The organism is Actinomadura sp. KC06 (genome assembly GCF_004348735.1).
Classification (GTDB): Bacteria; Actinomycetota; Actinomycetes; order Streptosporangiales; family Streptosporangiaceae; genus Spirillospora.
The window spans coordinates 44,925-66,055 of sequence record NZ_SMKT01000011.1; the positions used below are offsets into that span (position 1 = coordinate 44,925).

The following is a 21,131-nucleotide window of genomic DNA, read 5'->3' on the forward strand; positions in this document are numbered from 1 at the left end:
ACCGTCTGGTGGATATCCAATTGCCGGCAAGGGTTTATCCGAGGGCTTGGCAGAACGGCCGTACCGGTTTACCCGGTTTCGCCGGACGACTTCGCCACAACCTCGTCGGAACCGCCGAGACCGCGGATGAAAAAGGTGGCGTACCAGTCGGCGAGTTCGGCGTAGGAGAGCCGTCCCGAAGGCTTGAACCAGGTCTGCGTCGTGTTCATCAGCTCGAACAGCGTGCTGGTCACGACGCTGGGGTCGATGCCCGAGTCGAAGTCGCCGTCGCGCATTCCCTGCTCGATTATCTCCTTGGCGAACGCGCTGAATTTGTCGCGTTCGGCGATGACCTCCTTGAGGCGCTTGCCGCGCAGCCGGCCGAACTCGCTCTCCGCGACCCCGCGCCAGAGGCGCTGCTTGCGGTTGAGCGCCATCCACCGGCGGATGAAGGCCCGCAGCCGCACCGGCGCGGCGGCCTCGGCGACCGCGGGCTCCTCCACCAGGGAGGGCTGGTGGGCGTCAAGCGCGCGCTGCACCAATTCAAAGAGCAAGTCTTCCTTGTTCTTGAAATAGTAGTACATGCTGCCCTTGAGGATGCCGACCGTATTGGCGATGTCCTGCAGGCTGGTGGCCTCGTAGCCCTTCTGCGAGAAGATCTTCGCAGCCGCTTCGACAATCTCTTCCCAGCGCTGTTCTCCGGCCACCCGTGATTTGGTGGCGGTGCGCTGCCGTCCTTGGGACACGCTCAAAATCATCATTCCCTTCATCGATTCGGCGTGCCCGCAGAGTCTACCAAGGGCGGGGTTGCGAAATCGCCGGTACAAGCATGTCAGGCGATGGCTCCGGACTCCTTCAGCCGGCCGATTTCCGCCCAGTCGTGGCCCAGCTCCAGCAGCACCTCTTCGGTGTGCGCGGCGGCCTCGGGCGCGGGCCGCAGTTCGGGCTGGCGCCCGTCGAACCGCACCGGCGCCCGGACGAGAGTGATGTCCTGCCCGGACGGGTGCTTGACGTCGGTGACGTAGCCGTTCGCGGTGACCTGCGGGTCGTCCAGGACCTCCGGCAGCGTCTGCATCGCCTCCCATGGCGCGCTCAGCGGGCCGAGGCGCTCGCGCCATTCCGCGAGCGTCGCGCCGGCGAACGTCGCGGTCAGCTCGGCGACGCACTCGGCGCTGTTGGCGTTCCGCTCGGCGGCGCTTGCGAAGCGCGGGTCGTCGACCAGGTCCGGACGGCCGAGGTGGCGGCACAGCGGCGCCCACCACCGGTCGGACTCCAGCATCAGCAGCGCGATCCAGCGCCCGTCGCCCGTGCGGTAGACGTGCGAGATCGGGTTCGGGACCTTGACCTCGCGGCGGCTGAAGTCGCCGCCGATCGCCTTGGAGTACACCACGTCGCTGGAGTTGACCCAGAGCGCGGTGCCGAGCAGCGACACGTCCACCTCGGACGGCGTGCCGGTGGTGGCGCGGCGGTAGAGCGCGGCGGCCACCCCGAACGCGAGGTTCATGGCGCCGGTCTTGTCGCCGAAGCCGGGACGCTGCCGCGTCGGGCGGTCCGCGCCCTCCTCGGTGAGCGCGTGCGCGATGCCGCTGCGGGCCCAGAACGCGCTCATGTCGTAGCCGGGCTTGCCGCTCTCGGGGCCTTCGGGGCCGACCGCGTCCGCGCGGACGTAGATGATGTCGGGGTTCACGGCGCGCAGGTCGTCGACGTCGATGCCGAGCTTGGCCCGGTTGCCGGGCAGGAAGCTCGTCATGAAGACGTCGCAGCGCGCCGCCATCTCCAGCAGCAGCGCGCGGCCCTCCGGCTGGGAGATGTCGAGGCCGACGCTGCGCTTGCCCCGGTTGGTCTGCTCCATCGTGATGCTGATCCCGGCCATGCTCGGCGCGTAGCCGCCGGTGGACAGGCCGCGCTGCGGGTCGCCGCGCAGCGGATGCTCGATCTTGACGACGTCGGCGCCGAAGTCGGCCAGCACGGCGGCGGCCGCGGGGACGAACGTCCAGGTGGCCACCTCCAGCACGCGGATCCCGTCGAATATGCCGTCCATCTCTCGCAGCTCTCCGTTCCTCACGCGGGCGCGGAGCCGGCCAGGGACTCCCGCAGGGCGTACTTCTTGATCTTTCCGGACGCCGTTCTCGGCAGGTCGTCCACGTACTTCCAGATCCGCGGGATCTTCTGCGGGGCCAGGCCGCCCGCGCGCAGGAACGAGGCGAGGCCGTCCGGCTCCACGGCGGCGCCCGGCCGGAGCTGCACGAACGCCGCGGGCTGCTCGCCGAGCCGCTCGTGCGGCGCCGGGACGACCGCCGCGTCCAGGACCTCGGCGTGCCGGACGAGGGCGTCCTCGATCTCCCGGACGGAGATCTTCTCCCCGCCCCGGTTGATGATCTCCTTGGACCGCCCGGTGACCTGGCAGGAGTGCCGGACCTCGCCGCCGCCCGTGTCGTGCGCGGTGAGGAACCCGAGGTCGCCGGTGCGGAACCAGCCCTCATCGGTGAAGCCCTCGCGGGTGTGCTCCGGGTCGATGTAGCCGAGCGCGAGCTGCGGCCCCCGGACGAGGAACTCCCCCGCCTCGCCGGCCGGCAGCTCGGCGCCGTCCGGGCCGAGGACCCGGACCTCGCAGCCGGGCATGATCCAGCCGTCGGTCGCCAGCCGGATGTGCGGCGGGTCGAGGCGCGGGCTGCTGCCCGTGACGCCCGGGCACTCGGTCATCCCGAACGCCCTGGCCGGGGCCAGGCCCTTCGCCTCGGTCGCCTCGGCGAGCGAGGTCGGGATCGACGAGCCGCCGCACGGGTAGCCGCCGGGCAGCGGCAGCCGGTCCATGCCGCGGCGGTCGAGGGCGTCCACCAGCTCCTTCATGAACACGGCGGCGCCCGCGGACGTCGTGACCTTGTACGCGAGGATGTCGTCGATGGCCTGGTCGGCGTCCCACCGGTCGCGCAGGACGACCGACGCGCCCGTGTAGAGGGGCACGGCGATGGCCGACAGGAGGCCGGTGGCGTGCGCGACGGGCGCGGGCATGTAGGCGCGGTCCGTCCAGGTGGTCCCGGACGTGCGGGTCGAGCGGACCGGCGACGCGATCAGGCCGCGGGTGCTGTGCACGACCGCCTTGGCGCCCGACGTCGTGCCGGAGGTGAACCCGATGAGCGCGGGCGCGTCCGGGTCGATGTCGGCGGCGATCTCGGGCCTGCCGGTCATGGTCGCCTCGAAGGGCGTCCAGCCGGTCGCGGCGCCGCGCAGCACCACCCGGACGGACGGCTCCCAGCCCGCCATGCGGCACGCCTCGTCGACCAGCTCGGGATGCCGGCAGTTTCGGAAGTCGGCGGCCGTCACCACGCAGGCCGGACGCACCGCGGCGACGATCGCGGCGACCTCGTGCTCGCGGTAGATCGGCACGACCGGGGCGCTGATCGCGCCCGCCGCCCAGATCCCGTACGCGACGGCCAGCGACTCCCACCAGTTCGGCGCCTGCCAGGCGACGACGTCGCCGGGGCCGACGCCGCGGGAGCCGAGGAACCCGGCGAAGCGTCCGGCGGTGTCGGCCAGCTCCCGCCAGGTCAGCCGGACGTCGCCGTCGAACACGGCGGTCAGCGCGCCGAACTCCACCCGGTTCCGCGTCATCAGCGAGCCGATGGAGACGGGCACCTGGTGCCCGTTCCGCTCGTAGCGGGCGTTCAGTCCTGGCGGTCTCGGCGCGGGCGCGAACTCGAACGATCCCATCGGGCTCCCCTCCACGTTCCTGGCCTGCTGCGGGGTTCCGGCCTAATCCGGAGGCTCCGGGACGTCCGGGGTCTCCGGGGCCGGTTCAGAGGACGCTCGCCTTGCCGCGGCGCCCGCCCTCCGCGCCGGGACGCGTCGCGAAGCTGCGGATGATGGCGTCCTGCGCGAACGAGGCGACCAGCCTTCCGTCGCGGGCGAAGGCGTGGCCGCGCCCGTAGGAGCGGCCGCGTCCCGCGTACGGGCTCTCGTGCGCCAGCAGGATCCAGTCGCTCACGTCGGCCTCCTCGTGGAACGTGACACTATGCCCGAGGATGCCGGTTGAGAACTTGTCGTGCGCGTCGGCGATCGTCAGCTCGGGATGCGGGCGCATCGCGGCGCCGATCAGGAATCCGGCGCTGGCGTGCGCCAGCATCGCCTGCGCGATCGCCGGTTCGGCGGAGGAGGCGGGGGCGGCGCCGGGCATCCGCGTCCAGACCGACAGCTCGGTCGAATCAGCGGACGCGGCTGCGGACGGACCGGCGCCGCCGGGCGTGGACGAGCCGTTGAGGTCGGCGCCGCCGGCGACGCGCAGTTCGCGGCCGACGTACGGGTCGGTCACCGGTTCGAGCGCTTCGGGGGGTTCCACGTCCGGCATCGGCGCGGCGTGCCGGATGAGGTCGTCGTCGGCGGTGGTGAGCAGGGCCATCGCCCTGGCGCAGAGCCGTCCGCCCTGCGTGACCGTCACGGTGGCGCTGGCCATCGTGCGCCCGGCGTGCAGGAACTCGACCTCGAAGTCGATCGGGTGGGCCTTGGACGCCGTGCGCGCGAACAGCGCATGCACGGTCTTCACCCGTTTCCCGGCGGCGGGCTCTCCTCGCGCGGCGGCGACGGCGCACTGCCCGATGAGCTGGCCGCCGAACACCACGTCGCGTTCCGGGCTGTCCACGCTGTCGCCGCGGAACCGGTTCGCGCCGAGCCGCTCCAGGTCGAGTGCGCTCGCGAGGTCGGCGACGATGCCCATCCGGTACCTCCAGGCTTCCCGGGACGTTGCCCGCATCCTAAGCGCGGAAGATCGGATTGTCTACCAGTCGGCCGGTAGATAGTCGTCGCTCGTTGACTACCAGCCGACCGGTTGACAAACTGGACTTTGACCCACGTGAGAGGACTGACATGACGACCATGCAGACTCCCGATCTCAACTGGCTGATCTCCGTCGACGACCATGTCATCGAGCCCGGCCATGTCTGGACGGACCGCGTCCCGGCCAAGTACCGGGACGTCGCGCCGCGGCTCGTGCAGGACGAGGAGCACGGCGAGGTCTGGGTGTACGAGGACCGCAAGGTCCCCTCGTCCGGGCTCGCCGCGTCCGCCGGGCGCAAGAAGGAGGAGTTCACCCCGAACGCGATCCCCTACTCGGAGATGCGGGCGGGCTGCTACGACTCCGTCGCGCGGCTGGAGGACATGGACCGCGCGGGCATCCTCGCGTCCCTCTGCTTCCCGTCCGTGCCGCGCTTCTGCGGCCAGCTGTTCTGGGAGGCGGAGGACAAGGAGCTCGCGATGCTCTGCGTCCAGGCCTACAACGACTTCATGATCGACGAGTGGTGCGGCTCGGCGCCCGGCCGCTACATCCCGCTGGTGATCATCCCGCTGTGGGACCCGAAGGCCGCCGCCAAGGAGATCGAGCGCACCGCCGCGAAGGGCGCGCGGGGCGTCGCCTTCTCGGAGAACCCGGCCCCGCTCGGGCTGCCGACCATCCACGACCCGAAGCGGTACTGGGACCCGGTGTTCGCCGCGGCCCAGGAGACCGAGCTGATCGTGTGCATGCACGTCGGCTCCTCGTCCACCATGCCGAAGATCAGCCCCAACTCGCCGTTCATGGCGAACATGACCTGGGGCGCCAACCGCACCTCGGGCGCGCTGCTCGAATGGCTGTTCAGCGGCGTCTTCCAGCGGTTCACCAGCCTGAAGATCGCGCTGTCGGAGGGCAACATCGGCTGGATCCCGTACTTCCTGGAGCGCGCCGAGCAGGTCCTCGACCACCAGCGCGCCTGGATCCAGCGGGGCGAGGCGTTCGGCGGGTCGCTGGAGGGCAAGCACGCGGTCGGGTCGCTGGACCTGGACAACTTCGACCTGCGGCAGACCTACCACGACCACGTGTTCGGCTGCTTCATCGACGACATCCACGGCATCCGGAACCTGGACGTCATCGGCGAGGACAACGTCATGATCGAGACCGACTACCCGCACTCGGACTCGACCTGGCCCGACTGCATCAAGCTGGCGCAGGAGCGGCTCGCCGACATCGACCCGCAGGTCGCCTACAAGGTGCTGCGCGGGAACGCCGAGCGCGTCTTCCGCTTCACCCCGGCCGACCCGCCGGTGAAGGCCTAGCGCCGCGTCCGCCGAGCTGCGGCGCGCCGCCCTCACCGGCGGCCTCGGCCTGTTGGGGCGGCGCGCCGCGTACGACCGTGGAAGGGACGGCGTTTGCAGAAAGGACAGCGATGGACGAGGTGGCGGCCGGGCTTCTGCTGGTCCGGGTGGTCGCCGGGCTGACGCTCGCGGCCCACGGCTACAACAAGTTCTTCGGCGGCGGACGCATCCCGGGCACCGCACGCTGGTTCGAGAGCATCGGCATGCGCCCGGGACGGCTGCACGCCCTGTTCGCGGCCTCGACGGAGATCGGCGCGGGCGTGCTGTTCGCGGCCGGGCTGCTGACGCCGCTGGCGGCGGCCGGGTTCGTCGGGCTCATGCTCGTCGCCGCGTGGACGGTGCACCGGGAGAACGGCTTCTTCAGCGCCGGCAACGGATGGGAGTACAACCTGATCCTCGCCGTCGTCGCCGCCGGGGTCGCCACGACCGGGCCGGGCGCCTGGTCGCTGGACGAGGCGATCGGCCTGGACATCGGCGGCTGGGGCCTGCTGGTCGCGGCGGGCGGCGGGCTGGCCGCGGGCGCGGGGCTGCTCGCCGCCTGCTACCGCCCGGCGCCGCGCCGCCAGGAGGCCGCCGCCGCTCAGGCGGAGACCGCCTGAGCGGCGGCCGCCGCCCGGCGTCGGGCGGCGGCCATTGGACGGGTCGGGAGACCGGAGGCTCAACGTGGGTGCGGGCCGTCGCCGTCGGCGGCGGCCCGCGGAGCGTCCGCGAACTGGATGCCCGGTCCGGCGAACTCGGCGCCCGATCCGGCGGCCTCGGCGCCCGGCTCGGCGGCGTCGGCCGCGGGGAACGGGCGCACCCCGAGGAGCGAGCCGTAGATCTCGATGGCCTTGGCGATCAGCGCGTCCGCGTCCTCCAGCGTCTCGCAGTCGGCGACCTCCCGGGCGATCCCCCCGATCGAGCCGGTGACGATCGAGGACAGCGCCCGGTCGGCCAGCGGATCGCTGACCTGGAGCAGCTTGGTGTTCTGCCGCGCCCATTCCTGGCTGAAGCGGCGCGCCACCCCGGCGAACCCGGCGGGGGCGTCGCCGTCCGAGACCATCCGGACCAGGCCGCTGTGGTGCCAGGCGCTGGTCAGGTAGGCGCGGGTGCCCGCGAGGAACAGGCGGCGTCCGTCCATCACACCGGCGGCGCGCAGTAACGTCACCGCCTCGCGGGTCCGGCCCGACTGCGCGTCCATGTAGCGGGACCACAGCGCGTGGTACACGCCGTTCTTGCTGCCGAAGTGGTAATAGAGCGCGCCGACACTGGTGCCGGCGCGCTCGGTGATGTCGGTGACGCTCGTGCCGTAGAAGCCCCGCTCGGTGAACAGCTCCTCCGCCGCGTTCAGCAGGGCCTGGGCCTGACCGTTCTCCCCGCCATCGGACTTGCGCATGGGCCCCATTCTCCCGCCGCCGCGGCTCAACGGGAGGGTTTGCGGGGCATCGAGAGGATGTGCCATGCCAGGAGATTTCGCTGGATCTGGGACGATCCGCCGTACACGCTGATGGGACGCGACCGGAAGTACCCGGCGAGCACCTCGGGCGCCGCGCCGGTCACCGCGTCCGCACCGGCCAGGTCCAGCGCGAGGTGGTACAGCGACTGCTCGGCCTGCGACCACAGCAGCTTGCCGACCGACCCCTCGGGGCCCGGCTCCCGTCCGGACACGCGCAGCGAGAGCTGCTGCGCCACGTTCAGCCGCAGCGCCTCGCCGAGGACGTACGCGCGGGCCAGCTCCCTGCGGACCTCGGGACGTCCGGTGAGGCCCTTCGCCGCGGCCGTCTCCTCGATGGCGCGCAGCGTCTTGCGGTAGTTGGAGATCATGCCGACGTCGGCCGGGCCGCGCTCGTAGGTGACGGTCGTCATCGCGATGTGCCAGCCCCGGCCGGGCGCGCCGAGCATCTGGTCGGCGGGGATCTCGACGTCGTCCCAGAAGACCTCGCTGGTCTCCGGCTCGCCGTCCGCGAGGACGATCGGCCGCGTGGTGATCCCGGGGGTCTTCATGTCGACGAGGAACGCGGAGATGCCCTTGTGCTTGGGGGCGTCCGGGTCGGTGCGGGCGAGCAGCAGGCACCAGTCGGAGTACTGGCCGCCGCTCGTCCACATCTTCTGGCCGTTGACGACGTACACGCCCGAGTCCGGGGAGCCCTTCAGCTCGGCGCGGGTCTGGAGCGCGGCGAGGTCGGAGCCCGCGCCCGGCTCGGAGAAGCCCTGGCACCACTGGACCTCGCCGCTCAGCAGCGTCGGCAGGAAGCGCCGCTTCTGCTCCTCGCCGCCGTGCGTGTAGATGGCCCGGCCGAGGTAGTTGACCTGGCCCGGCACGGGCGGGCTGTCGGACGCGCCGACCTCCTCGTTGAGGATCGCGTCGTAGACCGGGCTGAGGTCCTGGCCGCCGTACTCGCGCGGCCAGGCCATGCCCATGTAGCCGGCGTCGTAGAGGCTGCGGTGCCACCGGCGCCGGATCGCCGCCTTGGTGTCGTGGTCGGCGGCGGCGTCGTAGTCCGCCGGGGCGTTCGCGGCCAGCCAGTCGCGCAGCCGGGCGCGGAACGCGGCCTCCTCGGGGGTGTCCCGAAAGTCCATGATCAACCCTCCTCTGGCCTGGGGCGTTGGCCCAGGCGCAGGTCGGCGACGCTCAGCAGGCTGTGCGCGGCGTCGCCGAGCACCTCGCGGTCGAGCAGGACGCGGCGGGCGTACAGGTGCGCCACGTGCTCCCACGTGTGCCCGATGCCGCCGTACACCTGCATCACCGTCTCGGCGACGTCGAGGGAGGCGATGGCGGTGTAGGCCTTCGCGGTGTGCGCGGCGAGCAGCGCCTCGTCCGGGTCCGCTTCGTCGGCGGCCCAGGCGGCGTAGCTCACGCAGGCGGACGCGGCCTCGCAGTGGACGAGGGCGTCCGCGCACATGTGCTGGATCGCCTGGAACGAACCGATCAGGGTGCCGTAGGCGACGCGCTCCTTGGAGTAGGCGACGACGCCGTCCAGGGCCGCGCGCATCGCCCCGACGGCGTCGGCGGCGATCACGGTCAGCGCGAGCGCCCGCCACCGGCTGAGGTCCGCCGGCTCCAGCGGGCGGCCGATCTCCTCGGCGTCCGCCGCGGCGGGCGCGGCGGTGAACCGGGCGATCTCCCGCGTGAGGTCGGCGGCGGGCCCCCGGTCGGCGGCGTCGCCGAGCGGGACGCGGACGAGCCGCGGCGCCGGGCCGCCGTCCGACAGCGCGAGCGCGTGCCCGGCTCCCCAGCAGTCGAAGGCGATCGCCGTCCCGAGGCCGGCGACGGTGGCGATCCCGGACAGGTCCGGGATGAGCAGGACGGTGTGGCGCTCGGTGCCGTCGGCGGCCCGCTGGAGCAGGTCGGGCGGCGCGCCGGCGAGCGCGAGCAGTTCGGTGGCGAGGACCGCCGACCCGACGTAGGGCAGCGGTGCGAGCGCGCCGCCGAGCGCCTCCGCGACGATCATCGCGTCGACGCCCGAGCCGGTCGGCGCGCCGGAGCCGTCCCGGACGCGCAGCCCGAGCATCCCGGCGCCCGCGAGCGCGCCCCAGCCCTTCGCGCGGTCGATCTCCCCGATGTCCCGCGGATTTCCCGCGCTCACCGAACCGGCCAGCGAACTCATCATTTCCCGCAGCATCTGCTGTTCATCGTTCAGCAGCGCAAGAACCATTGTTGGCTCCCTGTGAGCACGAAAAAGCGCGGCAATAAGCCGGTCGTCGAAAGCATCCCGAGCGAGCAGCTCGGAACTACCAGACGACCGGTAGGCAACTGAACCCTGTTCAGGGATACCCCGCGGAGCTCCGCGGTGTCAACCCTTCGGCCCTGAACTGCATACATGCGGGTATGTCGTTCATGTGAACTCGTGCTCACCAGACCGTTGACGCCCGGCGGGCCGGATGTTAGACAAGACTGAATCACGTTCACCCCCACAGAATCCCTTTTGAGCGGAGGACGTCATGCTCGCTCTATCACGGGGCATGAGAATTCTCATCGCAATGGCGATGGGAACAATTCTGGCCACCGTCACGGCATGTGGAAGCGGCTCCGCGGATTCTGCGGGGACCGGCCCCTTCGTCTTCTACGTGTCGATCGACACCTCGGGCCCGACCGCGATCCTGGGCGGCGGCCTCCTCGGCGGCGCCCGCGCCGCGATCACCGACATCAACGCCAAGGGCGGCATCAACGGCCGGGAGATCAAGCTGGAGGTCTCCAACGACCAGAACAACCCGACCAAGGCGGTCAGCGAGCTCCAGCGCCGGCTCGCGAAGGGCAAGCCTGACCTCGTCTACCCGGGCGGGTCCAGCGCGGTGTCGATGTCGATGCTGCCGATCCTGACCCGCGACAAGGTCCTGTCGGTCGGCGCCACCAGCAGCATCCAGCTCAACGACCCGAAGAAGTTCCCCTACCACTTCGGCGTCACCCCGCCGAGCGCGGCGTACGTGCCCACGTTCGTCCAGCTCGCGAAGGCCAAGGGCTACAAGAAGGTCGCGATGATCTACTCCGACGACGCGACCGGGCAGAGCTCGTTCAAGCAGTACGAGGGCCCGCTCAAGCAGGCCGGCATCGAGCTGGTCAGCGCGAGCTACGACGCCACGGCGCTCGACATGACGCCGCAGCTCCAGCAGCTGAAGGCGCAGAACCCGCAAGCGCTGATCGTCAACGGCTACGGCACCGCGGTGCTGTACGTCCTGCGCGGCCGGTCCCAGCTCGGCTGGACGCTGCCCTCCTACGGCGACCAGCTCGCCAGCCCGTCCCCCATCGCCGGCAAGGTCACCGCGGCGCAGATCCAGAACTACCAGGTCATCATGCAGACGTCCTCGCTGGCCGGGGACCAGCAGCACCCGGGCCTGGACAAGGTGATCCAGACCCTCAAGACGTCCGAGTCGGCGAAGTACCTGACGCAGGCGGGCCTCGCGCTGTTCACCACCACCTACGACCTGCTCCAGTACGTCGCCCACGTCGCCGGCCAGGAGAAGACCACCGACGGGGAGAAGCTGGCGAAGGCGTTCGAGAAGTTCAAGACGCCCGCGAACCCGCCCTGGGTCGGCAAGGGCCCCAAGGGCGAGGTGACCCAGTTCGAGTACACCCCGACGAACCACTTCCCGAAGACGAGCGCCACGTCGTTCAAGTACGTCCAGCCAGGGACGTACGACGGCAACGGGTTCTACGTGCCGGGCAAGGGCTACTGAGGGCGGGGTTCGATGACGACCATCTGGTCCGGGCTGGCCACCGGCGCCCTCTACAGCCTCGTGGCCATCGGCTACAACGTCGTGCTGCTGGCGTCCGGCGTCGTGAACTTCGCGAACGCGTACCTCATCATGATCGGAACGTTCCTCGCCTATGTCGGCCTGGTCGACTGGGGTCTCCCGGTCGCGGTGACCGTCCTGCTGGCGGGCGCGGCCGTCGCGGTGATCGCGGTGGTGGAGGAGCGGATCGCGATCCGGCCGCTGCTGCGCCGGCACGGCACGCACGCCGCGCTGATCACCACGGTCGGCGTCGGCACGCTGCTCGGCGGGATCGCGTCCAAGATCTGGGGCACCGAGCCGCTGAAGGTGCCGTCGCCGTTCTCCAGCGAGCCGCTGACGCTGCTCGGCGGCACCATCCAGCGCAACGACCTGGTGCTGATCCTGCTCGTGGTGGCGCTCGGCGTCGGCCTGCACCTCTGGTCGCGCAAGACGCTGCTCGGGCTGGCGTCGCTGGCGACCGCGGAGAACCGGCAGGCGGCGATGGCGCGCGGGCTGAACGTGCGGGCGCTCGGCATCGGCGCGTTCGCGCTGGCCGGGCTGATCGCCGGGCTGTTCGCCGTGTTCGTCGCCGGACGGACCTACGCGCACTTCCATCTCGGCGAGACGCTCGCCCTGTTCGGCTTCGTGGCCATCGCGATCGGCGGGTCCGGAAGCCAGCTCGGCGGGCTGATCGGCGGGTTCACGATCGGGCTGCTGTACGCGGTCACCGCCCGGTACGTGGGCGACTCCTATCCCCAGATCGTGGTGTTCGCGGTCTTCCTGCTCATCCTGCTGACCCGGCCGCGGGGCCTGTTCGGCGGCGCGGCGGAACGGCAGGTATGAAGCGATGACACGTTCACAAGCGGCGACGACCCTTTCCGCATCCCGCAAGCCGTTGTCCTTCCCGGCGCTGCTGCGCGGCGGCATGCCGGTGGCCGGCGTCGTCGCGACGGCGCTCGTGCTGTTCGCGCCGCTGCTCGGCCTGAACGACTACTGGGCCCGCACCGTGCTGCTGATCGCGATCCTGTCGCTGCAGGTCAGCGGGCTGAACATCGTCCTCGGCTACGCCGGCGAGCTCGCGGTCGGCCAGGTCTTCCTGTACGCGGTCGGCGCCTACGTGACCGGCTACCTCGGGGTGACGCACGGCATCACCGACGTGGGCCTGATCATGGCGTGCGCGATCGCCTGCGCGATCGTGGTCGGCCTGATCACCGGCATCCCCGGGCTCCGGCTCGGCGGCTGGTCGCTGGCGATGCTGACGTTCTTCCTCGTCCTCATCATCCCGAACCTGGTGAAGGTGCTGGAGTCCTACACCGGCGGCACCAACGGGCTGGCGCCGCCCGTCCCGACCCTGTTCGGGACGGCGCTCAGCCGCGACGCGCTCTACATGCTGATCATCGCGGTGACGGCGGTGTGGTTCCTCATCGCCCGCAACATGATCCTGTCGCGGCACGGCAACGCGTTCCTGGTGCTCAAGCAGAGCCCGGTGCTGGCGAGCTCGCTCGGGATCTCGGTGTTCCGGCTGAAGCTGCTGGTCTACGTGACCGGCGCGATCCCGGCCTGCCTGGCGGGCGTGATGTTCGCCTGGCTGGACGGCTTCATCGCACCCGAGACGTTCACGTTCACCCTCGCGCTGAGCATCCTGGCGGCGTCGATCGTCGGCGGGTCCACGTCGATCTACGGGGCGCTGGCCGGGGCGGCGATCGTCCAGATGGGGCAGCAGTCGTTCAACTCGTTCCAGGAATGGCAGCTCATCATCTACGGCGTCTTCCTGCTGGTCGCCGGGATCCTGCTGGCGGACGGCCTCACCGGGCTCGCCCGCAAGTGGCTGCGCTGGGCGGGCCGAAGGCTCGGGTTCGCCGGGCCGGTGGCGGCGGCGCCCGCGGCGGCCGACGGCCCCGCGGACGGCGCGGCGAAGGCGGACGTCGGCGCGCTGCCCGGGCTCAGGCTGCGGACGGAGGGCCTGTCGAAGGCGTTCGGCGGCAACCGCGCGCTCCGCGAGGTGAGCATCGACGCCGAACCCGGCCAGGTCACCGCGCTGATCGGGCCGAACGCGTCCGGCAAGACGACCCTGCTCAACCTCGTCTGCGGCTTCTACCGTCCCACGGCGGGCGCGATCAGGCTCGGCGACCGGGACCTCGGCGGGCTTCGGCCGTACGGGATCGCCCGCGCCGGGATCGCGCGGACGTTCCAGACGCCGCTGATCCCGAGCGGCATGACCACCAGGGACTTCGTCGCGACGGGCCGCTACATCTCGCATCGGGTGCGGGTCCCGTCCGCGGTGCTGCGGCTGCCCGGGTTCCGGCGCGGCTACGCCGCCGACGACGCCGAGGCCGTCCGGCTGCTCGGGCTGCTCGGCATCGCCGACGTCGCCGGCCAGGAGGTCGACTCGCTGCCGCTCGGCACGCGCCGCCTCGTCGAGGTGGCGCGGGCGCTCGCGGCCCGTCCCGCGGTGTTCCTCTTCGACGAGGTCGGCTCCGGCCTGGACGAGGGCGACCTCGCCGGGCTGGAACGCGCCATCGGCCTGATCCGCGACGCGGGCGGCACGGTGGTGCTGGTCGAGCACAACTTCCCGCTGGTGCTGAAGCTCGCCGACCGGATCCACGTCCTCAGCCAGGGCGGGCTGCTGGTGTCGGGCACCCCGGCGGAGATCCAGGCCGACCCGCGGGTGCTGGAGGAGTACACGGGCTCGAAGGCGGCCGGGGCGGCCGGTCAGGCCGGGCAGAGCGGCGGAGGTGAGGGCTGATGCTGGAGGTCAGCGGGCTCAGCGGAGGCTACGGCGACATCCGGGTGCTGTGGGACGTCGACCTGCGGGTCCGTCCGGGACGGGTCACCGCCGTGCTCGGCCGCAACGGCGCCGGGAAGACGTCGCTGCTGAACGCGATCGCCGGGTTCGCGCCCGCCGTGACCGCCGGCACGGTCACCTTCGACGGGCGCGACGTCACCGGCCTCGCGCCGCACCGCCGGGTCCACGCCGGGCTCGGCTATGTCCAGGAGGGCAAGCAGGTCTTCCGGCGCCGCACGGTGGAGGACAACCTGCTGCTGGGCGGCTTCACCCTCGCCACCGGCGGCCTCAGCCGCTGGACCGGCGGACGCAAGCGCAGCGCCGCACGGCGCGAGGCGCTCGACCGGCAGTACGAGCGCTTCCCGATGCTCGCCGAACGGCGGCACACGGTGGCCGGGAGCCTGTCCGGCGGCCAGCAGCAGATGCTCGCCATCGCGCAGGCGCTGATGCCGCGGCCGCGGCTGCTGATGCTGGACGAGCCGTCCGCCGGGCTCGCCCCGGTGATCGCCGCCGAGGTCTTCGAGATGATCACGGCGCTGCGCGCGGACGGCCTGTCCCTGCTGCTGGTCGAGCAGGTCGTGGAGTACGCGATGCAGGTCGCCGACGACGTCGCGGTCGTGGACAACGGGCGGATCGCCGCGGCCGGGGACGCCAGGTCCTTCGACGACACGGCCGTGATCAACGAGATCTATCTGGGTGTGGGAGCCGGTGACGGCCGACATGGGAGTTGACGCAGTGGGCGCAGCAGGCAAGCAGGTGACGGGGATCGAGCGGCTGCTCTCCCCCCGGTCGATCGCGATGGTGGGCGCGTCCAACCAGGTGGAGCGGATCGGCGGGCAGGTGTACGGGAACCTGGCGCTGTCGTTCAAGGGCGCGCTGTACCCGGTGCATCCGCGGGACGAGACCGTCCAGGGCGACCGGGCCTACCGGTCGATCGCCGACCTGCCGGAGCCGGTCGACCTCGCGGTGATCGCGGTGCCCGCCCAGCACGTGACCGGGGTGGTCGAGCAGTGCGGCGAGCGCGGCGTCGGCGGGGCGGTGGTGCTGACCGCCGGGTTCGCCGAGGCCGGCGAGGCGGGCGAGGCGCTCCAGCGCGAGCTGGCCGAGGTCGCCGCGCGCACCGGCGTGCGGGTGACCGGGCCGAACTGCATCGGCTACCTCAGCTCGGTGGGCGGGGTCGCGGCCAGCTTCGCGATGCCGCCCGGCACGCCGCTGCCCCCGCCCGGGCCGGTGGCGCTGGTGTCGCAGAGCGGCGGCTTCGGGTCGTACATCGCGGAGAAGGCGCAGCTCGCCGGGCTGCGCCTCGGCTGGTTCGTCAGCACCGGCAACGAGGTGGACGTCAACATCGCCCAGGTGCTGCGCTACCTGGTCGAACAGGACGATACGCGGGTGCTGCTGGCGTTCAGCGAGACGCTCCGCGACCCGGACGTGTTCGTCGAGACCGCGCGGCGCGCCGCCGAGCTCGACAAGCCGCTGATCATGCTGAAGGCCGGCCGGTCGCGGGAGGCGGCGCGGGCGGCGCTGAGCCACACCGCGTCCGTGGTCGGCTCGGCCGAGGTGTTCGACGCGGTCTGCCGCCAGTACGGCGTCGTGGTCGCCGACACGATGGAGGAGATGCTCGACCTCGGGATGATCTTCCAGGACGGGCGGCGGCCGCGCGGCGACCGCATCGGCATCATGACGACGTCCGGCGGGGCCGGGGTGCTGCTCGCCGACGGCGCCGGGATGTCGGGGCTGACCGTCCCGGAGTTCCCGGCGGAGGAGCGGGACGCGATCGCGGCCAAGATGCCGCAGCCGTTCTACGGGTCGGCGTCCAACCCGGTCGACACCACCGCGCAGATCACCGCCGCGCCCGACCTGTTCCAGACGGTGCTCGGCGAGGTCGTCGGCGGCTCGGTCGTCGACATGGCCACCACGGTGACGTGGGCGCGGCCCGGCCCCGCCAACGACGCGATCATCGAGACGTACCGGTCGACGGACAAGCCGTTCGCGGTGCTGTGCACGGCCTGGCTGGACGAGTTCCAGAAGGCCGGGGTGCCGACGTACACCGATCCGAAGCGGGCCGTCCACGCGCTGGCGACCCTGGCCAGGCACACGCTGCGGCGCCCGCCGCCCGCGCCGTCGTTCACGCCGGACGCCGACCGGGCCGGACGGGTGCGCGGAATGCTGGGCGAGGCGCGGACGCTGGGCGAGGGCGTGCTGCTGGAGTCGACGGCCAAGCGGGTCATGGCCGAGTACGGGATCCCGGTGACGCGCGAGACGTTCGTGCGGGGCGTCCGCGACTCGGGGCCCGACGAGGTCGCGGCGGCGGCCGAGGCGCTCGGCGGGCCGGTCGCGCTCAAGGTCATGTCGTACCAGCTTCCGCACAAGTCGGACGTGGGCGGGCTGCGGCTCGGGCTCTCCGGCGCGGACACCGTCCGGGCCGCCTACCGCGACATGCTCGCGGAGGTCGAGCGGCGCGCCCCCGAGGCGATGATCTCCGGGGTGCTGGTGCAGGAGATGGCCCCGGCCCGGCTGGAGATCGGCTGCGGGATGCGCCGGGACCCGGTGTTCGGCCCGATGGTCGCGCTCGGCCCCGGCGGGATCATGATCGAGATGCTGGCGGAGACCGCGCTGCTCCGCCCGCCGTTCGGCGCGGACGCCGCCCGCGAGGCGATCGGCGGCCTGCTCGGCGGACGCCTGGTCGGCGGCTCCCGCGGCCTGTCCCCCGCCGAACTCGACCTGCTCGCCGCGACGATGGCGGGCCTCGGGCAGCTGGCCCTCGAAGTGCCCGAGATCGGCGAGATCGACGTCAACCCCGTCCGGGTGGCGGACGGCTCGGCGGTCGCGGCGGACGCGCTGATCGTGCTCGCCTCCGGCGATGACGGAGAGGAGGGCTGACCGGGATGGCCGACTTCGGCAAGATCGGCTTCGAGTGGCCGCCCTACACCATCGAGGTGGAGCGCGGGAAGATCGCCGAGTTCGCGGCGGCGGTCAAGGCGTCCGACCCGGTCTACACCGACCGCGACGCGGCCCGCGCGGCCGGGTACGCGGACGTTCCCGTCCCGCCGACGTTCAGCGCCGTCGGGCAGCACTGGGCGCCGAAGGTCTCCGTGGAGGAGGACCTGGGCGTCGACCTCAAGCGGGTGCTGGCGGGCGGGACCGACTGGGAATATCTCGGCGACATCGTCGCCGGAGACGTGCTGACCGTGCACGGACGGGTCGTCGACATGGTGGAGAAGCAGGGCAACCGCGGCCCGATGACGCTGATCGTCCGGGAGAACACGTTCGTCAACCAGCGCGGCGAGACCGTGCTGCGGCTGCGCGGCACCATGATCGAACTGGGCGCCGCCGCCGGGGGCGCGTCGTGATCGCACCGGGCGCCCGCGCGGACGTGGTCAGGGTCGGCCCGCTGACCAGGACCGACTTCGTCCGGTACGCGGGCGCGGGCGGCGACTTCAACCCGATCCACCACGACGACGGCTTCGCCGCGTCCGCCGGGTACCCGTCGGTGTTCGGCCACGGGCTGCTCACCGCCGGGATCCTGTCCGGCTTCGCCTGCGACTGGCTCGGACGCCGGAACCTGCGCACCTACGGCGTCCGCTACGTCGCGCAGGTCTGGCCGGGCGACACGCTGATCCTGTCCGGCGAGATCGTCCGCGTCAGCGAGAACGTCGCGGAGGCCGAGCTGCGGGTGGAGCGGGAGTCCCCGGACGGCGAGCGCGTGGTCGTGCTGCGCGGCACCGCCAGCGCCGTCTGCCCCGAGGCCGATCCCGAGGAGGACAAGAAATGAGCGAAGCGAACCGGGGGGTGTGGGGGGTCGACCCCCCACAAGGTGCACCAGTGAGCGAACCGGTGGAGCCCGCCCCGCACCCCGCCTACCTGGAGAGGCTCGACAAGGGCGTGCTGGCCTACCAGCGCTGCGACGACTGCGGAGCCGCCGTCTTCCATCCCCGGGTGACGTGCCCCGGCTGCGGGAGCGGGCGGCTGGCCTGGCGGGAGAGCGCGGGACGCGGCACGGTCTACTCCGCGAGCGCGCTCGCCCGCCGCGACGCCGAGCCGTACTCGGTGGCGCTGGTCGACCTGGACGAGGGCTTCCGGATGATGAGCACGGTCGTCGGCGTCCCGGCCGGGGACGTCCGCATCGGCATGCGGGTGCGGGCGCGCATCGAGCCGCGCGACGGCGACCGCGCCCCCCGCCCGGTGTTCGCGCCCGAGGAGGCCGGGCGATGACGGGCCGCGGCACGATGCGGGGCGCGGCGGCGATCGCGGGCGTGGCCGAGTCCGACCTCGGCGAGGTCGGCACCGGCCGGTACGCCATCGACCTGGCCGCGCAGGCGGCGGCGCGGGCGCTGGACGACGCCGGCCTGACCAAGAACGACGTCGACGGCCTGTTCACCGCCATCGCCGGACGCGGAATGGCGCCCCTCGACGTCGGCGAGTACCTCGGGATCCGGCCGCGCTACAGCGACGGCACGATGGTCGGCGGCAGCGCGTTCGTGTCGTTCCTGCACCACGCGGCGCTGGCGATCCACTCCGGCGCGTGCGAGGTCGCGCTCCTCGTCTACGGCAGTACGCCCCGCGCCGACTCCGGCCGGGCCAGGCTCGGAATGGGCCCGCCCGAGCTGCCGAACTACGAAGCCGCGTACAAGCCGCGCCAGCCGATCACCGGGTACGCGCTGGCGGCGGCCCGGCACATGCACCAGTACGGCACCACCCGGGAGCAGCTCGCCGAGGTCGCGGTCGCGGCACGGAAGTGGGCGCAGCTGAACCCGGTCGCGTTCGAGCGCGGGCCGCTGACCGTGGACGACGTCCTGTCCAGCCGGGTGATCTCCAGCCCGCTGTCGAAGCTCGACTGCTGCCTGGTCACCGACGGCGGCGGCGCGGTCGTCGTCACCACGCCCGAGCGGGCGCGGGCGGCGCGCAAGCCGCCCGTGTACGTGCTCGGCGCGGGCGAGGCGCACTGGCACCGGTCGATCTCGCAGATGCCCGACGTCACCGTCACCGCCGCGACCGAGTCATCGGCGCGGGCGTACGAGATGGCGGGCGTCGGCCCGTCCGACGTGGACGTCGCGCAGGTGTACGACGCGTTCACCATCAACACGATCCTGTTCATGGAGGACCTGGGCTTCTGCGCCAAAGGCGAGGGCGGCGCCTTCGTCGGCGAGGGACGGATCGCGCCCGGCGGCGAGCTGGCCGTCAACACGAGCGGCGGGGGCCTGTCGTACTGCCATCCCGGCATGTTCGGCATCTTCACGATCATCGAGGCGGTGCGGCAGCTCCGCGGGGAGTGCGGCGACCGGCAGCGGGACGGCGCCGAGGTGGCCGTCGCGCACGGCAACGGCGGCCAGCTCTCCAGCCAGGTGACGGCAGTACTGGGAGTGGAGGCGACATTGTGACGGTTGAACCGATCACGGCCAGGCTCGGAAGCCCGCGGAACCGAAGGAGGGCGCATCCGATGACCGCCGTGCTGACCGAACGCTACGGCAGCGTGCTGCTGGTGACGCTGAACCGGCCCGACGTGCTGAACGCCGTCGACGGGACGGTGATCGAGGGCATGGCGGTGGCCTGGCGGGAGGCCGCCGACCCGGCCGTCCGCGCGGTCGTCGTGACCGGCGCGGGCCGGGGCTTCTGCGCGGGCGCCGACCTGAAGGCGGAGCGGCGCCCGGACGCGGGCACGGCGGGCGGCGGCCTGCGCGCCACGTTCAACGCGGACATGCTCGCGCTCGCCGCGCTGGACAAGCCGGTGATCGCGGCGGTGAACGGCCCGGCGGCCGGGTTCGGGCTGTCGCTGGCCTGCGCGGCCGATCTGCGGATCGCCTCGCACGCGGCGCGGTTCGTCCCGGCGTTCGCCGACATCGGCCTCGTGCCGGACGGCGGCGGCACCTACTACCTGACCCGGCTGCTCGGCTACTCCCGCGCCTTCGAGTTCCTCACCACGGGACGCCGCCTCACCGCGGCGGAGGCGCTGGAGTGGGGCCTGGTCAGCGAGGTCGTCGAGCCCGTGGCGCTGGTGCCGCGGACGCTGGACCTCGCCGCGCGGCTGGCCGGCAAGCCGGGCCTGGCGGTGCCGCTCACCAAGCGGCTGCTGTCCGCGGCCGCGCGGGCGCACCTGGCCGAGCAGCTGGAGGAGGAGGCGCGGGCGCAGGAGGCGGCCGTGGCCGCTCCGGGCCGCGCCGCGGCGCGCGCCGCCAAGATCGACGAGATGAAGCGCTGAGAGGGAGGGCACGTGCCCGATTACGGCAGGTTCAGCAAGGTCCTGGTGACGCAGGACGACCGGCTGCTGACGGTCTCGCTCAACAACCCGGACCGGCTGAACGCGATGGGCGGCGGGCTGGAGCGGGAGCTGTCGGAGGTGCTGCGGCTGGTCGCGGAGGACACGTCCGTCGGCGCGGTGCTGCTGCGCGGCGAGGGCCGCGCGTTCTGCGCGGGCGGCGACGTCAAGAGCTTCAACGAGCAGACGAGCGCCGCGGAGCAAGAGCCGCCGGCGAGCCGCGTCCTGAACACGATGAAGGCCACCGAGATCCTGGACACCCTCCTCGCCGTGCCGCAGCCGATCGTCGCGGCCGTGCACGGCTACGCGATGGGCCTCGGCGCGACGATCGCGCTGTTCTGCGACGTCGTCGTCGCGGCCGAGGACGCCAAGATCGCCGACAGCCATGTCGCGGTCGGGCTCGTCGCCGGGGACGGCGGCGCGGTGATCTGGCCGCTGCTGATGCCGCTCGGCGCCGCCCGCTACCACCTGATGACGGGCGAGCCCCTCAGCGGCGCGGACGCCGCCCGGTACGGGATGGTGCTGCGCGCCGTGCCCGCGGCGGAGCTGGCCGAGGAGTCCGAGCGCGTCGCGCGCAAGCTCGCGGACGGGGCACCGCTGGCCGTCCAGGGCACCAAGGCGACGCTGAACAAGATCGTCCGGGATCGGATGGCGCTCAACCTGGAGAGCGGCCTGCTGCTGGAGGGCGCCACCTTCGTCAGCGAGGACCACAAGGAGGCGGCCGCCGCCTTCGTCGAGAAGCGCAAGCCCAAGTTCCAGGGCCGCTAGCCGCCGGCGCGCACCCGGCCCCGGTTCGGTTACCTA

20 protein-coding genes are annotated in these 21,131 nt (G+C 72.3%); 13 read left to right on the forward strand and 7 right to left on the reverse strand.

All coding sequences use genetic code 11. The features are described from left to right. Positions 1-68 precede the first annotated feature (68 nt). The 4 genes from E1287_RS06040 to E1287_RS06055 form a co-directional block, all read right to left on the reverse strand. Entirely contained in the window at positions 69-749 is a 681-nt protein-coding gene (locus tag E1287_RS06040; protein WP_131963820.1) for a TetR/AcrR family transcriptional regulator, read from the reverse strand. A gap of 62 nt (positions 750-811) precedes the next feature. Beyond that, positions 812-2,020, reverse strand: a complete 1,209-nt coding sequence (locus E1287_RS06045) for a CoA transferase (protein ID WP_131963821.1) — start codon at positions 2,018-2,020, stop codon at positions 812-814. A gap of 20 nt (positions 2,021-2,040) precedes the next feature. Next, complete coding sequence (locus E1287_RS06050; RefSeq protein ID WP_131963822.1) at positions 2,041-3,690, reverse strand: AMP-binding protein; 1,650 nt, start codon at positions 3,688-3,690, stop codon at positions 2,041-2,043. Positions 3,691-3,775: 85 nt separating this feature from the next. Next, on the reverse strand, positions 3,776-4,690 hold the full coding sequence (locus tag E1287_RS06055; RefSeq protein ID WP_165968900.1) for an acyl-CoA thioesterase domain-containing protein: 915 nt from the start codon (positions 4,688-4,690) through the stop codon (positions 3,776-3,778). 158 nt (positions 4,691-4,848) lie between these two features. Between E1287_RS06055 and E1287_RS06060 the strand changes: the two genes are divergently transcribed. Next, complete coding sequence (locus E1287_RS06060) at positions 4,849-6,060, forward strand: amidohydrolase family protein (protein ID WP_207934038.1); 1,212 nt, start codon at positions 4,849-4,851, stop codon at positions 6,058-6,060. Between the two features lie 110 nt (positions 6,061-6,170). Continuing rightward, positions 6,171-6,698 carry a DoxX family protein gene (locus E1287_RS06065; protein WP_131963825.1) on the forward strand — a complete coding sequence of 176 codons (528 nt, stop codon included), beginning with the start codon at positions 6,171-6,173 and terminating at the stop codon, positions 6,696-6,698. Between the two features lie 59 nt (positions 6,699-6,757). Here the strand turns inward: E1287_RS06065 and E1287_RS06070 are convergent, their stop codons facing one another. Genes E1287_RS06070 through E1287_RS06080 form a run of 3 tightly spaced genes read right to left on the reverse strand, consistent with a single transcriptional unit; the run spans position 6,758 to position 9,734 of the window. Beyond that, positions 6,758-7,474: a TetR/AcrR family transcriptional regulator gene (locus tag E1287_RS06070; RefSeq protein ID WP_165968901.1), complete on the reverse strand. Its 717-nt coding sequence runs from the start codon at positions 7,472-7,474 to the stop codon at positions 6,758-6,760. Positions 7,475-7,500: 26 nt separating this feature from the next. Further along, complete coding sequence (locus E1287_RS06075; protein ID WP_131963827.1) at positions 7,501-8,658, reverse strand: acyl-CoA dehydrogenase family protein; 1,158 nt, start codon at positions 8,656-8,658, stop codon at positions 7,501-7,503. Positions 8,659-8,660: 2 nt separating this feature from the next. After that, a complete protein-coding gene (locus tag E1287_RS06080; protein WP_131963828.1) occupies positions 8,661-9,734 on the reverse strand; it encodes an acyl-CoA dehydrogenase family protein in 1,074 nt (357 codons plus the stop codon). 331 nt (positions 9,735-10,065) lie between these two features. Here E1287_RS06080 and E1287_RS06085 point away from each other — a divergent pair, with 331 nt between their 5' ends. The 11 genes from E1287_RS06085 to E1287_RS06135 are packed head-to-tail and all read left to right on the forward strand — an operon-like array spanning position 10,066 to position 21,095. Beyond that, positions 10,066-11,253: an ABC transporter substrate-binding protein gene (locus tag E1287_RS06085; RefSeq protein ID WP_165968902.1), complete on the forward strand. Its 1,188-nt coding sequence runs from the start codon at positions 10,066-10,068 to the stop codon at positions 11,251-11,253. Positions 11,254-11,265: 12 nt separating this feature from the next. Further along, positions 11,266-12,132, forward strand: coding sequence for a branched-chain amino acid ABC transporter permease (locus E1287_RS06090; protein ID WP_131963830.1), 867 nt, complete (start codon positions 11,266-11,268; stop codon positions 12,130-12,132). Positions 12,133-12,136: 4 nt separating this feature from the next. After that, the gene (locus E1287_RS06095) at positions 12,137-14,035 is read left to right on the forward strand and encodes a branched-chain amino acid ABC transporter ATP-binding protein/permease (protein WP_207934039.1); all 1,899 of its coding nucleotides are present in this window, start codon (positions 12,137-12,139) and stop codon (positions 14,033-14,035) included. Then, positions 14,035-14,805, forward strand: a complete 771-nt coding sequence (locus E1287_RS06100; protein WP_131963831.1) for an ABC transporter ATP-binding protein — start codon at positions 14,035-14,037, stop codon at positions 14,803-14,805. Before E1287_RS06095 ends, E1287_RS06100 begins: the two co-directional genes overlap by 1 nt. Beyond that, the gene (locus E1287_RS06105) at positions 14,795-16,954 is read left to right on the forward strand and encodes an acetate--CoA ligase family protein (RefSeq protein ID WP_131963832.1); all 2,160 of its coding nucleotides are present in this window, start codon (positions 14,795-14,797) and stop codon (positions 16,952-16,954) included. The genes E1287_RS06100 and E1287_RS06105 overlap by 11 nt, the downstream gene beginning before the upstream one ends. Before the next feature lie 5 nt (positions 16,955-16,959). After that, positions 16,960-17,424, forward strand: coding sequence for a MaoC family dehydratase N-terminal domain-containing protein (locus E1287_RS06110; protein WP_131963833.1), 465 nt, complete (start codon positions 16,960-16,962; stop codon positions 17,422-17,424). Then, positions 17,421-17,846 carry a MaoC/PaaZ C-terminal domain-containing protein gene (locus E1287_RS06115; protein WP_131963834.1) on the forward strand — a complete coding sequence of 142 codons (426 nt, stop codon included), beginning with the start codon at positions 17,421-17,423 and terminating at the stop codon, positions 17,844-17,846. Before E1287_RS06110 ends, E1287_RS06115 begins: the two co-directional genes overlap by 4 nt. Before the next feature lie 50 nt (positions 17,847-17,896). After that, positions 17,897-18,286 carry a Zn-ribbon domain-containing OB-fold protein gene (locus tag E1287_RS06120; RefSeq protein WP_207934040.1) on the forward strand — a complete coding sequence of 130 codons (390 nt, stop codon included), beginning with the start codon at positions 17,897-17,899 and terminating at the stop codon, positions 18,284-18,286. Next, positions 18,283-19,452, forward strand: a complete 1,170-nt coding sequence (locus tag E1287_RS06125) for an acetyl-CoA acetyltransferase (RefSeq protein ID WP_131963836.1) — start codon at positions 18,283-18,285, stop codon at positions 19,450-19,452. The genes E1287_RS06120 and E1287_RS06125 overlap by 4 nt, the downstream gene beginning before the upstream one ends. 59 nt (positions 19,453-19,511) lie before the next feature. Next, entirely contained in the window at positions 19,512-20,270 is a 759-nt protein-coding gene (locus E1287_RS06130) for an enoyl-CoA hydratase-related protein (protein ID WP_131963837.1), read from the forward strand. A gap of 12 nt (positions 20,271-20,282) precedes the next feature. Continuing rightward, positions 20,283-21,095, forward strand: coding sequence for an enoyl-CoA hydratase-related protein (locus E1287_RS06135; RefSeq protein ID WP_131963838.1), 813 nt, complete (start codon positions 20,283-20,285; stop codon positions 21,093-21,095). Positions 21,096-21,131 lie beyond the last annotated feature (36 nt).

Coding starts and splice junctions, on each gene's coding strand:
- E1287_RS06040 (WP_131963820.1), bottom strand. CDS start 749: ATGAAGGGAATGATGATTTTGAGCGTGTCCCAAGGACGGCAGCGCACC.
- E1287_RS06045 (WP_131963821.1), bottom strand. CDS start 2,020: ATGGACGGCATATTCGACGGGATCCGCGTGCTGGAGGTGGCCACCTGG.
- E1287_RS06050 (WP_131963822.1), bottom strand. CDS start 3,690: ATGGGATCGTTCGAGTTCGCGCCCGCGCCGAGACCGCCAGGACTGAAC.
- E1287_RS06055 (WP_165968900.1), bottom strand. CDS start 4,690: ATGGGCATCGTCGCCGACCTCGCGAGCGCACTCGACCTGGAGCGGCTC.
- E1287_RS06060 (WP_207934038.1), top strand. CDS start 4,849: ATGCAGACTCCCGATCTCAACTGGCTGATCTCCGTCGACGACCATGTC.
- E1287_RS06065 (WP_131963825.1), top strand. CDS start 6,171: ATGGACGAGGTGGCGGCCGGGCTTCTGCTGGTCCGGGTGGTCGCCGGG.
- E1287_RS06070 (WP_165968901.1), bottom strand. CDS start 7,474: ATGCGCAAGTCCGATGGCGGGGAGAACGGTCAGGCCCAGGCCCTGCTG.
- E1287_RS06075 (WP_131963827.1), bottom strand. CDS start 8,658: ATGGACTTTCGGGACACCCCCGAGGAGGCCGCGTTCCGCGCCCGGCTG.
- E1287_RS06080 (WP_131963828.1), bottom strand. CDS start 9,734: ATGGTTCTTGCGCTGCTGAACGATGAACAGCAGATGCTGCGGGAAATG.
- E1287_RS06085 (WP_165968902.1), top strand. CDS start 10,066: ATGGGAACAATTCTGGCCACCGTCACGGCATGTGGAAGCGGCTCCGCG.
- E1287_RS06090 (WP_131963830.1), top strand. CDS start 11,266: ATGACGACCATCTGGTCCGGGCTGGCCACCGGCGCCCTCTACAGCCTC.
- E1287_RS06095 (WP_207934039.1), top strand. CDS start 12,137: ATGACACGTTCACAAGCGGCGACGACCCTTTCCGCATCCCGCAAGCCG.
- E1287_RS06100 (WP_131963831.1), top strand. CDS start 14,035: ATGCTGGAGGTCAGCGGGCTCAGCGGAGGCTACGGCGACATCCGGGTG.
- E1287_RS06105 (WP_131963832.1), top strand. CDS start 14,795: ATGGGAGTTGACGCAGTGGGCGCAGCAGGCAAGCAGGTGACGGGGATC.
- E1287_RS06110 (WP_131963833.1), top strand. CDS start 16,960: ATGGCCGACTTCGGCAAGATCGGCTTCGAGTGGCCGCCCTACACCATC.
- E1287_RS06125 (WP_131963836.1), top strand. CDS start 18,283: ATGACGGGCCGCGGCACGATGCGGGGCGCGGCGGCGATCGCGGGCGTG.
- E1287_RS06130 (WP_131963837.1), top strand. CDS start 19,512: ATGACCGCCGTGCTGACCGAACGCTACGGCAGCGTGCTGCTGGTGACG.